At 69.1% G+C, this 13,029-nt stretch carries 11 protein-coding genes; 3 read left to right on the top strand and 8 right to left on the bottom strand.

Translation table 11 applies throughout. The annotated features are described in order from the left end of the window. Nucleotides 1-38 precede the first annotated feature (38 nt). The 5 genes from ABIA33_RS11590 to ABIA33_RS11570 form a co-directional block, all read right to left on the bottom strand. Nucleotides 39-1,865: an RICIN domain-containing protein gene (locus ABIA33_RS11590; protein WP_370080138.1), complete on the bottom strand. Its 1,827-nt coding sequence runs from the start codon at nucleotides 1,863-1,865 to the stop codon at nucleotides 39-41. Nucleotides 1,866-1,912: 47 nt separating this feature from the next. After that, complete coding sequence (locus tag ABIA33_RS11585; RefSeq protein ID WP_370080136.1) at nucleotides 1,913-3,685, bottom strand: amylo-alpha-1,6-glucosidase; 1,773 nt, start codon at nucleotides 3,683-3,685, stop codon at nucleotides 1,913-1,915. Between the two features lie 122 nt (nucleotides 3,686-3,807). Continuing rightward, nucleotides 3,808-4,662 (bottom strand): carbohydrate ABC transporter permease, encoded by an 855-nt coding sequence (locus ABIA33_RS11580; protein WP_370080134.1) that lies wholly within the window; start codon nucleotides 4,660-4,662, stop codon nucleotides 3,808-3,810. Continuing rightward, nucleotides 4,659-5,651 carry a carbohydrate ABC transporter permease gene (locus ABIA33_RS11575; protein WP_370080131.1) on the bottom strand — a complete coding sequence of 331 codons (993 nt, stop codon included), beginning with the start codon at nucleotides 5,649-5,651 and terminating at the stop codon, nucleotides 4,659-4,661. The genes ABIA33_RS11580 and ABIA33_RS11575 overlap by 4 nt, the downstream gene beginning before the upstream one ends. Nucleotides 5,652-5,682: 31 nt before the next feature. Continuing rightward, complete coding sequence (locus tag ABIA33_RS11570) at nucleotides 5,683-6,942, bottom strand: extracellular solute-binding protein (RefSeq protein ID WP_370080129.1); 1,260 nt, start codon at nucleotides 6,940-6,942, stop codon at nucleotides 5,683-5,685. A gap of 334 nt (nucleotides 6,943-7,276) precedes the next feature. On the opposite strand from ABIA33_RS11570, the gene ABIA33_RS11565 reads away from it, so the two are divergent. After that, entirely contained in the window at nucleotides 7,277-8,299 is a 1,023-nt protein-coding gene (locus ABIA33_RS11565) for a LacI family DNA-binding transcriptional regulator (protein WP_370080127.1), read from the top strand. 320 nt (nucleotides 8,300-8,619) lie between these two features. On the opposite strand, the gene ABIA33_RS11560 is transcribed toward ABIA33_RS11565, so the two are convergent. Then, entirely contained in the window at nucleotides 8,620-9,054 is a 435-nt protein-coding gene (locus ABIA33_RS11560; RefSeq protein ID WP_370080125.1) for a pyridoxamine 5'-phosphate oxidase family protein, read from the bottom strand. Nucleotides 9,055-9,498: 444 nt separating this feature from the next. On the opposite strand from ABIA33_RS11560, the gene ABIA33_RS11555 reads away from it, so the two are divergent. After that, nucleotides 9,499-10,152 carry a DUF4389 domain-containing protein gene (locus ABIA33_RS11555; RefSeq protein WP_370080123.1) on the top strand — a complete coding sequence of 218 codons (654 nt, stop codon included), beginning with the start codon at nucleotides 9,499-9,501 and terminating at the stop codon, nucleotides 10,150-10,152. Nucleotides 10,153-10,642: 490 nt separating this feature from the next. Continuing rightward, a complete protein-coding gene (locus ABIA33_RS11550; RefSeq protein ID WP_370080121.1) occupies nucleotides 10,643-10,849 on the top strand; it encodes a DUF5988 family protein in 207 nt (68 codons plus the stop codon). A gap of 101 nt (nucleotides 10,850-10,950) precedes the next feature. On the opposite strand, the gene ABIA33_RS11545 is transcribed toward ABIA33_RS11550, so the two are convergent. Further along, nucleotides 10,951-12,615 (bottom strand): SulP family inorganic anion transporter, encoded by a 1,665-nt coding sequence (locus ABIA33_RS11545; protein ID WP_370080405.1) that lies wholly within the window; start codon nucleotides 12,613-12,615, stop codon nucleotides 10,951-10,953. A gap of 240 nt (nucleotides 12,616-12,855) precedes the next feature. Beyond that, the gene (locus ABIA33_RS11540; RefSeq protein WP_370080119.1) at nucleotides 12,856-12,987 is read right to left on the bottom strand and encodes a hypothetical protein; all 132 of its coding nucleotides are present in this window, start codon (nucleotides 12,985-12,987) and stop codon (nucleotides 12,856-12,858) included. Nucleotides 12,988-13,029: the final 42 nt, after the last annotated feature.

Here is a 13,029-nt window from a genome sequence, read left to right as displayed (position 1 = left end):
CGTCGTGGGTAGGGCCGGCGAGGGTCCGGTCGGGGCGGTCATGCCTTGCCGGTCAGGCGCCAGATCTGGTTCCTCTTGGTGGCCAGGGCGCTTGCCGTGTCGCAGGTCCACTGGTGGATCAGGGCGCCGGGGGCGGTGGAGACGGCGGTGACGTCGACGCACTTTCCGCTGTTGGCGGCCACGAGCTGGTAGTCCTGGCTGTTGCCGAGCACGGTGACGGGCCGGAGGGTGAACTCCTGGTTGCTGCCGCCGTTGCAGGTCCATTGGTCGACGCTGGCGCCCTCGGCGGTGGAGGCGCCGAGGATGTCGAGGCACTTGCCGCTGAGTTCGTTGACGACGGTGTAGGTGTTGGCCAGCCCGGCGACGGGCTTGAAGTCGAGCATCTGCTGGTATCCGCCCTCGCAGTAGTACTGCTGGTACTGGGTGCCGTTGGTGGCGCTGAGGTTGGTGTCGTCCAGGCACTGGTTGCCACCGTTCTCGCTGATGGCGACGGTGGAGACGGTGGTGTTGGTCGGCGGCAGCAGGGTGATGGTGTAGCCGTCGCGGGCGTCGGTCCACGGGACGGTCAGCGAGGCGTTGTTGGAGGTGACGGTGAGGTTCTGGTCCGAGACGGTGACCGGGCCGTTCATCGCCCCGCCGCCGACGTAGGGCAGGCGCTGCAGGATGGCACGGACCTGTCCGCCGGACACCACCGAGGTGGTGTTGAGGCCGGTGAGGTTGACGGTGACGTTGCCGGTGTTGCGGTTGCTACCCAGCAGGATCTTCGCGTTGCCGGCCGTGTTGTCCTTGGTGGCGAAGCCGTCGGTGTTGGTTCCGGGGATGAGGTTGACGATGTTTCCGGTCTGGGAGCCGTAGAAGCGGTAGGTGAACCACTCGCCCTTGGGCAAGTACTGTCCGGCGCTGTTCTTGGTGAGCAGGCCGGCCTCGTTGTCGTGCAGGGCGGTGCCGGAGGCCCAGTTGCCTCGCAGGCCGTCGGCTCCCGCGCGCTCCAGGCGGGAGATGAACCAGCCGCCTCCGCCGGGGGTCTGCATGGAGACGGTGGCGTACTCGTTGATCTGGTAGGGCCGGGTGTTGGTCAACCCGTAGCTGGACAGGAGGGTGCTGGCTGCTGCGGCGTCGGTGACCGGGTCGCCGGGTTCGTCGTGCCAGCTGTAGATGTCGGGGGCGGCATTGTTGGCCTTGACGTAGTCCAGGTAGGTCTTCCACCAGGTATTGGTGGAGCTGGGCTGGCCGGCGCTGCTGGGGCCGACGATGAGCTGGGCGGGGAAGGCAGCGCGGACGGCGCCGTAGAAGCGGGACCACATCGCCAGGTACTGGCTCTGGGGGGCGCCCCAGAAGTTGCTGCCGTCCGGCTCGTTCCACAGGTCCCACTGGACGGTCATGTTGTTGGCCTTGACGTCCCCGATGAGCTGGCTGAGGAAGGCGTCGAAGGCGGTCCAGTCGCCGTTGTCGCCGGGGAAGGCCTGGCTGGTGGTGCCGTCTGCGCCCCACAGGTCGTGCGGGAGCAGGACGAAGGTGCCGCCCAGGGCCGCGGTGCGCTTGTACTGGGCCAGGGTGGAAGCCCAACGGGTCTGGTAGTCGGCCAGGCTGGTGGCGTAGCCGCCGCTGTTGAGCTGGGCCCCGCCGGCGCGCTCGAAGTGCCACTTGGTGTCGGTGTAGAAGTGGTCCTGGGGCAGGGACCCGTTGGGGGTCATCCCGTAGATGGTGCCCGAGGCGTGGTAGCTGGGGGCGGCGCCGGCGGTGGCGAAGCCGACGGTGACGCTGGTGTCGGCGGCGTGCGCGATGGTCGCGGGCAGGAGCCCGGCTGCCGGAGTGGCGAGCAGGGCAACAAGGGCGACGGTCAGTCTGCGGCGGTGCGGATGCATGGCGGCTCTCCCGACTGGGTGGTGGGGTGGGGTCGGCGTCGGCGGACCTATCGGTGCAGAGCGCTCCGTTGGCCCTCGTTCTGGGGGTGGCTGCGGGTGGTGTGGTCCTCGGCGAGCAGGAGGTAGCTGCTGGCGGTCCAGGTGTAGGCGCGGTCGCGCAGGCCTTCGCCGGTCAGCGCGTCGAAGTTCTCCGCGAAGCCGGAGGTCTCGCACAGGCCGCGGAAGCGGGTGCTGATCTCGTCGGCGAGGTGGTGGTGGCCGGCCCGGCGCAGGCCGTCCTCGATCAGGACGGTGACGGGTGCCCAGATGGGGCCGCGCCAGTAGCCGTCGGCCTGGTAGTGGGGTGAGTCCGGGTGTTCGGTGGCCAGGCCGTGTGCGGTCAGATGGGTCTCGATGTGTGCGGCCAGGCGGGTGCTGATGTCGGCGGGCAGGTGCTCGCCGAGGACGATGGGCATCAGGTCCAGCAGGCCCAGGCTGCTCGTGGCCTGGCCGGTGTGCGGCGAGCGGGCCTGGAAGCGGTCACCGGTCCACAGCTGGTCGATCATCGCGGCCTGGATCGTGTCCGCTGAGAGCGACCAGGAACGGGCCTGCTCGCCCAGGCCGAGTTCGTCGGCCAGGTCGGCGAGTTCGTGCAGTTGCAGAACCAGGAAGGCGGACAGGTCGGCGGTGGTCTGCAGGCGGCCGGGGTCGAAGGTGGTGGCGTTGTCCCAGCCGCTGTCGTTGCCGTGTTGGTAGTACGGCAGGACCTGGCCCGGTACGCGCCTGGCTGTGAGCCAGAACGTGGTCCACCGCTCCAGCCGCCGATAGGTCTCGGTGAGTTCGGCGTGGGTCAGCGGGCGGCCCAGGCGCTGACGCAGCCGGCCCAGGGCCCAGCCGTGGACGGGGGGCTTGACGAAGTTGTACAGGATCTCGGAGTGGGTCACCGAGTCCGGCAGGGCGCCACTCTCGTCCTGGTGGTCGAACATGACCTGGAACTGGTCCCAGGCCAGGTCCGGGGCCCCGGGCGCCAGAGCCAGGGCATTGAAGCAGTGGTCCCAGCTCCAGACCTTGTCCATCCAGTGCTTGGACATCAACACGGCCGGCCGCCCCAGGAACCCCGCCGGGCGTACGGTGGCGGACCACACCACGTAGGCGGCCAGCTCGGCAGCGGGGGTGTCGGCGGTGCGCCAGGGGGCGACCGCGTCGGCGAACCGGGTGAAGGCCTGGTCGGCCCGGGTCGCGACCTGCTCGTACGTGCCGCTCGGGGCATAGGGCGTCCGGGCGCTGTCGAGTTCCTCGATGGCGGCCTCCCAGACGCCGCCGTTCGGGGCTGCTGTCAGGGTCAGGCCCCGGTGGGCTGTTCCCAGCGTCTCACGTCCCCGGACGTCGGCGGCCTGCCCGGCCAGCACGGTGACGCGGTAGCGCCGGCCGGTCTCGTAGGAGGTGAACACGTAGGAGCCGTCGACCGGGTCGTGCAGGAAGAACGTGCCGCTGAACGGTGTGAGCTGCTGCGCGCCGGCGATGACCTGAAGGCTCAGTCCGGCGCCCCGCAATCGCAGGATGTCCGGGGCCTGGTAGGTCAGCTCGATGTACCTGTCCCGGTCGGTCCATCTCAGCTGTCCCGGTGTGGCGCTCCAGTGCGTCTCGATCCGCTCGCCGTGTGGACCCGCCAGGGCGACCAGGCGCAGCACAGGGTGCATGCCGCTCTTGTGCGAGACCAGGTACAGGTCCGTTGCGCGGGTGCGCTCGGCGGTGACCGGTGAGATGTCGAACCAGGAGCCGTAGGTGCTGAAGGGGATGTCGTGGATGTTGAAGGCCGGGCCAGTGGGGGCGTCGGTCATCGCAGGGCACTCGTTTCTGGTGCGGGACGTGAGCTGCCTACGCCGTGACGGGCCGCGGAGCGGGCGCGGAAGGCCAGGCGGGCAGGGGTTTGGGCGCGCGAGGGTGAGGTGGGGGGTGGGTGTCAGTCCTTGACGGCTCCGGCGGTGACGCCGGCGGCGACGTAGCGCTGGGCCAGGACGAGGATCAGAGCGGTGGGGACAGAGGCGACGACGGCGGTGGCCATGATGGCGTTCCACTGCTGGTTGTTGTTGCCGATGTAGTGGTAGATCCCGAGCGTGATGGGCTCGTTGGCGCCGCCGCCGTCCAGGGTGCTGGCGAAGACGAAGTCCGACCAGGACCACAGGAACGCGAACAGTGAGACGGTGACGATGGCGTTGCGGCTCATGGGCAGGACGATGGACCAGAAGGTGCGCAGGCCGTCAGCTCCGTCGGTCTTGGCGGCCTGGAGGAGTTCGTCGGGGATGCCGTCCATGAACGCGGTGAAGATCAGTACGGCGAAGGGGACGGCGATGGTGGAGTCAGCGATGACCAGACCGGGTACCGACTGGAGCATCCCGAGCTTGAGGTAGATGGTGTAGAAGCCCATCGCCATGATGATGCCGGGGATCATCTGCGCGACCAGCAGGACAAAGCTCAGCACTCCCCCGCCACGCGGGCGTAATTTGGCCAGCGCGTATCCGGCCGGAGCGGCCAGGGCCACGGTCAGCACGACGGTGCCAAGGGCGACGACCAGGCTGGTTCCCAGATAGGGCAACTGCTGCTCCAGGACCGCGCGGTAGCCCTCCAGGGTGCCGTGCAGGGGAAACCAGTTCGGTGGGCTCTTGCGCATGTCCTGGTCGCGGGTGAAGGACACGTTCAGCATCCAGTAGACCGGGAAAAGCATGACCGCGGTCAGCAGCACGCCGATCGTCGTCTTGGTCCACCAGCGCCGGTTGGCGGGGGCGCGGGTGGTCACGGGTGCGGGTATCGAGGTCATGACGCCTGCTGCTTTCGCTGGACGCGGATGTACACCATGCCGAAGACCAGGGCGATCAGGACCAGGAGGTTGCCGACGGCCGCGCCGGGCCCGAAGGCGGGAAGCAGGTTCCCGAAGCCGAGCCGGTAGGACCAGGTGGCCAGGGTGGTTGAGGAGTCGACCGGCCCGCCCCTGGTCATGATCCAGATGATGTCGAAGACCTTGAGTGTGTAGACCAGTCCGAGCAGCAGGGTGATCGCCGAGACCGGGCGCAGCAGCGGGAAGGTGATGTGGCGGAAGCGCTGCCAGGCGTTGGCGCCGTCCAGGGCGGCCGCCTCGTAGAGCGAGGCGGGGATGGTCTGCAGGCCGCTGTACAGGACGACCAGGTTGAACGGGATCCCGATCCAGATGTTCGCGATCGTCACCGAGGCCAGGGACCAACTGGGTGAGGTGAGCCAGTTGACCGGGCCGATGCCGATCGAGTGCAGGAGGGAGTTGACCACGCCGGAGTCGCTGTTGAGCATCCAGGACCAGGTGGAGGCGGACACGATCAGCGGCAGCAGCCAGGGCACCAGGAACAGGGCGCGCAGGGTGGCGGACAGGCGGAAGTGCTGGGTGAAGAACACCGCCAGGGCCAGGCCGATGCCGTACTGCAGGGCCAGGCTGGCGGCGGTGAACAGCACGGTGTGCTCAAGGGCAGGCAGGAAGGTGGGGTCCTTCAGGACGGTGCGGTAGTTCGCGAGCCCGGCGAAGGGGGCGTTGCCGTCCACGAAGGAGCGCACGGTGTAGTTGCGCAGGCTCAGGTCGACGTTGCGGTACAGGGGGTAGGCGTAGAACACGCCGAGGTAGATCACGACCGGGGTCAGGAACCCCCAGGCGGCCCACTGCTGCGAGCGCGGGCGGCGTGGTGGCGGTTCGGTGCCGGCGCGTACCGTGGACGGGGCAGCGGCGGCCGCCCGGTCCTTGCCGCGCGCAGCCCGGTTCTCCGGTAGCTGTGCTGTGTCGTTCATCGGCGTGTCCTGGTCCTTGCGGCTGATGGTGCTACTTGGCGGCGGCCGACTGTGCTGCGGACAGCGCGGCCTGCGGCGACTTGGACCCGGTCAGCGCGGACTGGAGGGCGGTCCACAACTGCTCGGAGATCTTGGGATACTTGGTGCCCAGGTTGTCGCTGGTGCGGCCCTTGGCTGCCTTGACCGCGTCTGCCCACACCTTCAGGTCGGGGTCTGCGGCGGCCTGCTTGTCCTGCACTGCGGTGGTGGGTGCGATGTAGGACAGCGTGGTGTCGGTGGCGTAGGAGTTGTCCGCGCTGGTCAGGCAGGTCACGAGCTTGTCCGAGACGCTGTAGCGGTCGGCCTTCTTCTGGACCGGGACGGTGACGAACTCGCCGCCGGTGGGGGCCGGGGCGGTGCCGCCGGTCACGCCGGGGACGGGGATGATGCCGTAGTCGAAGCCGGCCTTCTTCGCGTTGGCCAGCTGCCAGGTGCCGTTCTCGGCGAAGGCGTACTGGCCGGTGGCGAACTCCTGCCAGCTGGTGGTCTGGGTGTTGTTGATGACCGAGTTCGGGGCGTAGCCCTGCTTGACCCAGCCGGTCCACAGTGACAGGGCGTCAGCGGCCTGAGCCGAGTCCAGGTGTGTGAGCTGCGCGCCGGCGCCCCAGAGCCAGGGCAGGAACTGGAAGCTGCCCTCCTCGGTGCCGATCGCGGAGAAGGTGATCCCCTTCTTGCCCGCGGCCTTGACCTTGGCCAGTGCCGCGGTCAGTGAGGGCCAGTCCTTGACTGAAGCGATGTCCACGCCGGCGGCCTTGAGGACCGCCTTGTTGTAGTACAGCGCCAAGGTGTTGGCGCCGATGGGGGTGCCGTAGGTGTCTCCGCCGCTCTGGCCGGCCGCCAGCAGGTTGGGCGAGACCGCCGAGGTGTCGATCCCGTTGTCCTTGGTCGTGGTCAGCACGCCGGCCTGGGCCAGAGTGGAGACCACCGGGTTGTCGACGATCAGCACGTCCGGAGAGTTGCCCTGCTGGGCGGCCAGCAGTTCCTTGTTGGTCAGGTCGCTGGTGTCGAACGCGGTCCGCTTGATCTTCACGCCAGCCGTGGTGCCACAGCTGTCAAGCAGCTTGGCCCACGCAGAGGCGCCGTCGAACTGCGGGTACGGGTCCCAGATGGTGTAGGTCCCACCGGCCGAGGCCGCGCCGCTGCCAGCGGCAGGGTTTCCGGTCGAAGAGGACGCACACGCGGCCGTGCCGGAGGCGACGACGAGGGCAGCGAGCGAGGCGGAGGCGAGCCGCAACGCGGTGGGTCTGTTCATGGCACCGAACCCTTCGGTCCTGCGGAAGAAGCGCTGAGGGTGGAGAGGGTGCGACGGGGACGCCGTCTCCGTGTTACGCACTGATGTCGAATCGATTGCTCGAATCGGTTCGACAGGAACATAGGTCCGCCGGTTGCGGCCGTCAACACTTCCGGGGAACTTCATCGAGCATTGCCTACAGGCCGCTTCGCCTGACCGGGTAGGCCTCAGGTGGTACACGGGTTGTGGGACGTGGCGATGCGCACTATGGTCGTCCGAATCGGTTCGACGTCCGAGTGCGGAGCGGATGCGCACCCCATGGCGGCCACGGCCGCCCACCCCTGTGAGGACCGCGATGAACATCGGAGAGATCGCCAGCCGCGCAGGCGTTTCGCGCAGCACCGTCTCCTACGCGCTCAGCGGCAAGCGCTCGGTCTCCGAGGCCACCCGCAAACGCATCCAGGACGTCATCGACGAACTCGGCTACCGCCCCAACGCCGCCGCCCGCGCCCTGAAGGAGGGGCGCACCCGCACCATCGGCATGGTCATCCCACCCGCCAGCACCCGCCTGACCCACATGCAGCTGGGCTTCGTCGCCAGCGTCGTCGAAGCCGCGGCCCGTGCCGACCTGGACGTCCTGCTCTCACCATCCGGAGGGGAGCACGACCGGTCCTTCGAGCGCCTGCTGTCCGGCGGCCGAGTGGACGGTGTGATCCTCATGGAGATCCGCCTGGAGGACTCCCGCGTGCGGCGCCTCCAGGACGCCGGGATCCCGTTCGTCGGCATCGGACACACCGCCCGCGCACAGGAGATGTGCTGGATCGACGTCGACTACGCCACCCTGATCAACCAGTGCGTCCACCACCTCGCGGACCTGGGCCACACCCACGTAGCCCTGATCAACCGCTCGGTGGAACTGGTGGCAGCCGGCTACGGACCGGGCCACCGGGCGCGCCAGGGATTCACCGCCGCCCTCGCCGAGCGCGGTATCCACGGCGTCGACCTGCAGTGCGGGGACGACGCCCGCGCCGGCCAGGAGTGCACCACCCAGCTTCTGCGCAACCACCCCGACATCACCGCGATCGCCACCATCAACGAAGCCGCACTGCCCGGGATCCAGCGCGGCCTGGAGGAGGCGAACCTCACCGTGCCCAAGGACTTCTCCCTGACCGGCGTGGTCGGCCGCACCTGGGCCGAGGACTTCCGCCCCCCGCTGACCGCCGCCGACGTCCCCGCCCAGGACATGGGCGCCCAGGCCATGAACCTGCTCGCGGAACGCATCGCCGACCCCACCACCCCCTTCCGCAACATCCTGCTGGCGCCACCCGTCTCCCTACGCGCCAGCACCGGCCCAGCCCCCCACCGCGCGGCCAGCTGACCGCGCCGCCTGTGCGATGAGCAGCGCTCGGCACCCTGGCGTTACGACCCACCTCCTGCAACGAACCAAATGGGCACCACCACCGCCGTCAGCAGACGGTAGAACGCGCCCGAGTGCATGGCCTGTGGGCAGCCACCCACCTCTACGAGCAACTGCACGACCGCACCCAGACCGAAGGCCTGCGCCTGACCGAGCCGGCCGGACGACCCTGCGTCACGCCCTGAAGCACCGGGCATGACGTCACAACGGCGACAGGCAAGGACATCGTTGTGACCGTGACGGCCGTCGTGACCGTGGCGGACGAGGGTCCGACAGTGCGGTCATTCGGGCGCAGCGGTAGGCAGTGTGCCGAGCCTGCGGCCATTCACCAGTTCCGGACACATGCGGATTTGGACGTGACCGGACCCGTCGAACGGGACGGCAGCGACCCCGGCTTGGGGTGGGGCTTGGGGTCGCGGGGATTCGGTCGGACCGGGCTCCACGTGCGCGCGGCCAAGGACGGTGACGCTCCATCCGCTGCCGTCGGTGCCATCGACCTCGCCGGTCTCGAAGGCGATTACCGTGCCGTCCACTGCCCGCACGAGTTCCGATCCGGCGGTTGCGTCCAGGAGCAGGCTGCCGTCGCCGTCGAGGCGGAAGCGAACGGGCAGGACGGCGGGCATCGCTCCGAGGGTGTACACGACGCGACCCACCGGCATGTCCGCCAGCAGGCGCAGGCTCTGCTGTGGATCCAGGTGTTCACGGTCGGCTGTCATGAGTCCAGTCTGACTCGGATGTCCTGCCCGTGGTGAGGGCCGGTGGTCCCTGGTGCGGATTCCGACCGGCCCGCGCTTGCGGAGTGCACCCGGCGGGATGGGTCAGCGCTGGGACGACCGACGCCGTGTACGACCCTGTCGAGATCGCAGCCAACAGGCACTGGGTCTGTCGCGGAAGGGGTGGGGCCGTTCGGCCCTGCACAGGTGCGTCGGCAGCGACGGATGCTGGATGCGAGGCCGAGTGCGTGGTCCTCGAACATCCTGGGACCTCGCGCAGAACCGACGTGGTCCGCAATCCGAAGGAGCGGAACAAGACAGCAAGGCACTGGCGGACCGGGAGGTGCCCAGAATCCTCGCCGGTCTCGACGAGGGCCTGCACCCCTCGACTCCTGGACCCAGAGCATCGCCCGTTCGCTCTCCACTCCCCCGAAAGGCCTGAGCGCCATGTCAACCGTCAACACAGCAGTCGAGCCGGTCCGTTTGGAGGCGCGGTTGGACGAGCCGCTGTCGCGCTGGCTGTGGCTGGTCAAGTGGATCCTGGCCATCCCGCACTTCGTCGTGCTCTTCTTCCTGTGGTTCGCGTTCCTCGCGGTGAGCGTGGTCGCGTTCTTCGCGATCCTGTTCACCGAGCGCTACCCGCGGGCTCTGTTCGACTTCAACCTCGGCGTGCTGCGCTGGAACTGGCGCGTCGCGTACTACGCCTACGGCGCGCTCGGAACCGACCGCTACCCGCCCTTCAGCCTGGGTGAGGAACCCGACTACCCCACCCGCCTGGACATCGCTTACCCCGAACGGCTCTCCCGGGGCCTGGTCCTGGTCAAGTGGTGGCTGCTCGCCATCCCGCACTACCTGGTGGTGGGAATTTTCCTCGGCGGCTTCCATGCCGACTGGACTTCAGGGGGACTCGTCGGCCTGCTCGTGCTGATCGCCGCCGTGACTCTGGCCTTCACCAGCCGCTTTCCGAAGGACCTGTTCGACCTCGTCATCGGCCTCAATCGCTGGGCACTGCGCGTCGTCGCCTACGCAGCCCTGATGACCGACCAGTACCCGCCGTTCCGGCTGGACATGGGCGGCAGTGAACCCGAACCGCACGGCTGAGCGTCCGCTCGGACGCTTGACAGCCCCGGCGGGCTCTCAAAGAACGCGCCGAACTGCTCCCTACTCGCCCGCCGCTTCGCGGCCGATGAGGTGAGATTCGGGGTCGGCCAGGAGTTCGCTGACCGGCCGGCGCGGTGTGGCTGGACCCCGGGCCTACTCGCCAGGGACCTCGGGGGCCCACTCGCCGTACCCGGTCCGGGCCAGAAGGCCCTGACCGGGCGGCTCTTCCGGGGACGCACGGCGCCCGCTGCCGCCGCGCCGACGATGCACGGCACCGGGGAAGTCGGCCAACAGGACAAGGGCCTCGGAGAGCGCGCTCTGGCATTCCAGCGCTGACATCGCCGACGAGCCGCAACAAGAGAGAAGGGCTCTGTCCGCATCGCACGGAACCAAGCCCGCACGATCGAGGCTCCCTCGATGGTCAGCGCCCTGATGGGTGGCTGGCGCCATCCGGAGATTGGGGGCCCGGGAAATGTGGGAGGGCTTACGCATGAGCAGCAGCAACAAGGCAGTCCTTGAGGGCGGGCCCGACGAACTGACCGAGCGGATCGTTTCGATCACTCCGCCCGGGACCGAGTTGAAGGTTCCATTCCGCAATGGATACGAGCACTTCAAGGTCACATCACGGCACGAGGACACCCCGGCGGGCAGATTGCCCGTCTACGAGTGGTGGGAGAGGACAGAGATGCCCGGTTAGTGCGATTCTTCCCACATGACCGGTTCGGGCCGGCGTCGCGGGCAGAGCCGGGCGCGGGTGCGGTGGTCGCGGGCCAGTAGGGACGGCGGGGCGGGTACGGGTCATCGACCCGCCCCCGCCGGGTCCAGGGTAGTGGGGCCGGCGGCCGGTTGGGCCGACAGCACCCCGGCACCATGCAGGTGGGCACGGGCGAAGTCGATGGCCTCGGGGGTGCTGGGGAAGATGCGGCCGGTGTTGTGAAAGTCATCCAGGATCCCCAGGGCGTCCAGGCGGCTCTGGTGGTCCGCACGGACACCGGAGAGCAGGACGAGCGCACCACGGTGGGCGAGCCTGTCGATCGCGTCCCTCAGCACCCGTGCCCCTGAGGCGTCCATCGCGGTGACCCTGGACATCCGCAGGATGACCACCTTCACGTCGGCTGTCTCGGTCAGTTCCAGCAGGAAGCGGTGGGCGGCGGCGAACAGCAGCGGCCCGTCCAGGCGATAGGCCACGATGTGCTCGGCCAGCAGCGCCTGCTCCTCCTCGTGGTGGTCCGCCGGGGGAAGGTCTGCGTGCAGCGGCACCTGCTCGACCCGCGCCGCGTTCGCCACCGCGCGAAGGGCCAGCGCCCCGGAGACGACCAGTCCCGCGATGACCGCAGTGACCAGGTTGAACGCCAGGGTCGCGGCGGCGGTCAACGCCAGTATCAGCGTCTCGCCGCGTCCGCTTCGGGCCAGAGCCTTCAGGGAGCCGACCTCGACCATGCGGATCGCGGTGGCGATCAGTACGCCGGCCAGCGCGGCCAGCGGGATTCCCGCCACCAGCGGCGCGGCGACGAACACGATGACCGCGAGCACAGCGGCGTGCACCAGGGCGGCCAGGCGGGAGGCCGCGCCGGTACGGACGTTGACGGCAGTCCGGGCGATGGCGCCGGTGGCGGCCACCCCGCCGAACAACGGGACGACCAGATTGGCCAGGCCCTGTCCGAACAGTTCCCGGTTCGAGTCGTGGTGCTCGTTGACGCTCATCGCGTCGGCCGCCGTCGCCGACATCAGCGACTCCAACGCAGCGAGCGCGGCCACGGCCAGCGCGGAGGGAAGCAGCGCGGTGATCGCTGACGTGTCGAGGAACCCCACAGACGGGACCGGGATCCCGGCGGGCAGGTGCCCGATCGTGGCGACCCGCAGATGGGTGAACCGGACAACCAGCGTCGCGATGACGACCGCGATCAGGGAGAACGGGACGCCGGGACGCCGGCGCGCCCCCACCAGCATGATCGCGACCACGGCGCAGGTCACCGCGAGCGCGCCCCAGTTCGGATGCGCCGCGAAGTCGCCCACCGTCTTGAACGCGACCACCACCGGGTTGCTCCCCGTCGACGCCTTCACCCCCAGCGCGCCGGGGACCTGCTGCAGCGCGATGACGGCGGCGATGCCGACAGTGAAACCCTCCACCACCGGCACGGGCACATACGCCATACAGCGCCCGGCACGCAGCAGGGCCAGCAGCACCAACACCCCACCGGCCAGCAGACCCACCGTCAGCAGCCCTTTGGTGCCGTACCGGTGCACAATCGGCATCAGCACCACCGTCATCGCTCCCGTCGGCCCTGAGACCTGCACGTTCGAGCCGCCGAACACCGCCGCCACAGCGCCCGCGATCACCGCGGTGACCAGGCCCGCCTGCGCGCCCGCGCCCGATGCGATGCCGAAGCCCAGCGCCAGCGGCAGGGCGACCACGGCAACGGTCAGCCCCGCGAGGAGGTCCTTGCGCGGCGAGCGGCCCATGGTCGCCAGGACGTGCCGGTTGGGCAGCACCCCCAGAACCCGGTTCCGGAGGACTTGGCCGACGCCGATCGTCGGGTTCGTGGTTGTCACGTGCTTTTCGCCGCCGCTTCTCCCTCCGCCTCGCACAGCTGCGCGACGTCCGGGCCGGCCACGCCGGAGAGCAGAACTGGGAGCGCTACCGTATCCATCTATCCATGATGTGGTGAATTGAAGAATTCTTCAACTCTTGCATGATCTCGCTCAGCGCAGGTCGAAGACCAGGCGTGCGGACACCTTGCCCGCGAGTACCTCCTCGAAGCAGGCGTTGACGTGCTCCAGTCGGCGGCTCTCGCGGATCACCCGGGTACGGCCGAGCGCGTGCAGGTGGAACACCCCGGCGAGGTCCTGGCGGGTGCCGCCGCGGCGCAGTGAGGC

The sequence above is a fragment of the Streptacidiphilus sp. MAP12-16 genome (assembly GCF_041262165.1).
GTDB lineage: Bacteria > Actinomycetota > Actinomycetes > Streptomycetales > Streptomycetaceae > Streptacidiphilus.
This window is presented reverse-complemented; position numbering and strand designations above follow the sequence as displayed.